This is a genomic window from Vibrio sp. 1S139 (assembly GCF_041439475.1).
Taxonomy (GTDB): domain Bacteria; phylum Pseudomonadota; class Gammaproteobacteria; order Enterobacterales; family Vibrionaceae; genus Vibrio; species Vibrio crassostreae_C.
Map to the genome: position 1 here is coordinate 1 of NZ_JBGOOD010000168.1, position 1,027 is coordinate 1,027.

Annotated in this window: 2 protein-coding genes; both read right to left on the reverse strand. The window is 44.6% G+C overall.

Features of this window, described 5'->3' with window-relative positions; all coding sequences use genetic code 11:
• Positions 1-226 precede the first annotated feature (226 nt).
• A complete protein-coding gene (gene tnpB, locus ACED46_RS21955; RefSeq protein ID WP_105069498.1) occupies positions 227-583 on the reverse strand; it encodes an IS66 family insertion sequence element accessory protein TnpB in 357 nt (118 codons plus the stop codon).
• Positions 580-942, reverse strand: coding sequence for an IS66 family insertion sequence element accessory protein TnpB (locus ACED46_RS21960; protein WP_371722459.1), 363 nt, complete (start codon positions 940-942; stop codon positions 580-582). The genes tnpB and ACED46_RS21960 overlap by 4 nt, the downstream gene beginning before the upstream one ends.
• Positions 943-1,027: the final 85 nt, after the last annotated feature.

Below are 1,027 nucleotides of genomic sequence, written 5' to 3' on the forward strand. Positions count from 1 at the left end.
ACAGTCGATTCGCTGTCGTCTAAGGACTGACGAAGTGTATGCACAGTCGATTCGCTGTCACCTAGAGATTGACGTAGGTGACAGACTTCTTCCTCAAGGGCATTCAGCCGCTTATCTTTATCAGCAAGTAGTGCTCGCAAAAGAGCGATGTCATGTAGGGAGGTATCATTCTTCATACAAGGAAGACCAACATTAGCTAAGCTAAGTTCCTCATATGCTGCTCTTTTTAGCTGAGACTTTGGTAATCCAAGGCGCGATGCGGCTTCATTTTTTCGATGTCGAGTCCGTCGAGTAACCATTGCCACTGCTCTTGTGAGAGTGACAAGGTGGTTCCGTGCATCTTTCGTGGCCAGGAGAACTTGTCTTCTTCTAGGCGCTTCTGCCAAAGGCAGAAGCCGTTACGCTGCCAGTAGAGTACTTTCAGCTTATCGCGTGTACGATTACAGAAGACGAACAGTGCTTCAGAGAATGGATTGAGGTTCATATGTTGTTCGACGATCAAGCTTAACCCATTGATGCCCTTTCTAAAGTCGACCGGAGCTTTATGTAAATAGATGTCCGTGACATCAACGAACATCTTCATTTGGCGACCTCTCGAAGCAGTTCTGCGATCCACGCAGGTGCAACGGAACTGGGAATATGGAGAGAGCAAATCCCAGCATCTAAGCGTAATTTTTCAGGTAAAGCTGATTTCCTAGGCAGAACAACGTCACTCTTCGGTTCAGCTATTTTTTCAGCCACAATGAACTCAGAAGGTTTGTCTTCAGTTGTTTTGGGTAGGTTAACCAAGTGCCGAAGCTTACGACGATTGTTATCAAATGTTTTTGGATGGAGGCGATGTTCTAGACAAAATTGAGCCGTCGATTGTCTGGAGTTGTAATATTTTTGAACAAGGCGAAGCCATTCCTGTTGAGAACGATGTTGAGATTTATGTTGTGACATCTTTTCATTTCCTGTTTAGCCATAAAGACTAAAAGGTTACGACGTTCGTTTCGATGATTGAATGTGTCGATTTAAAGACGCTTAC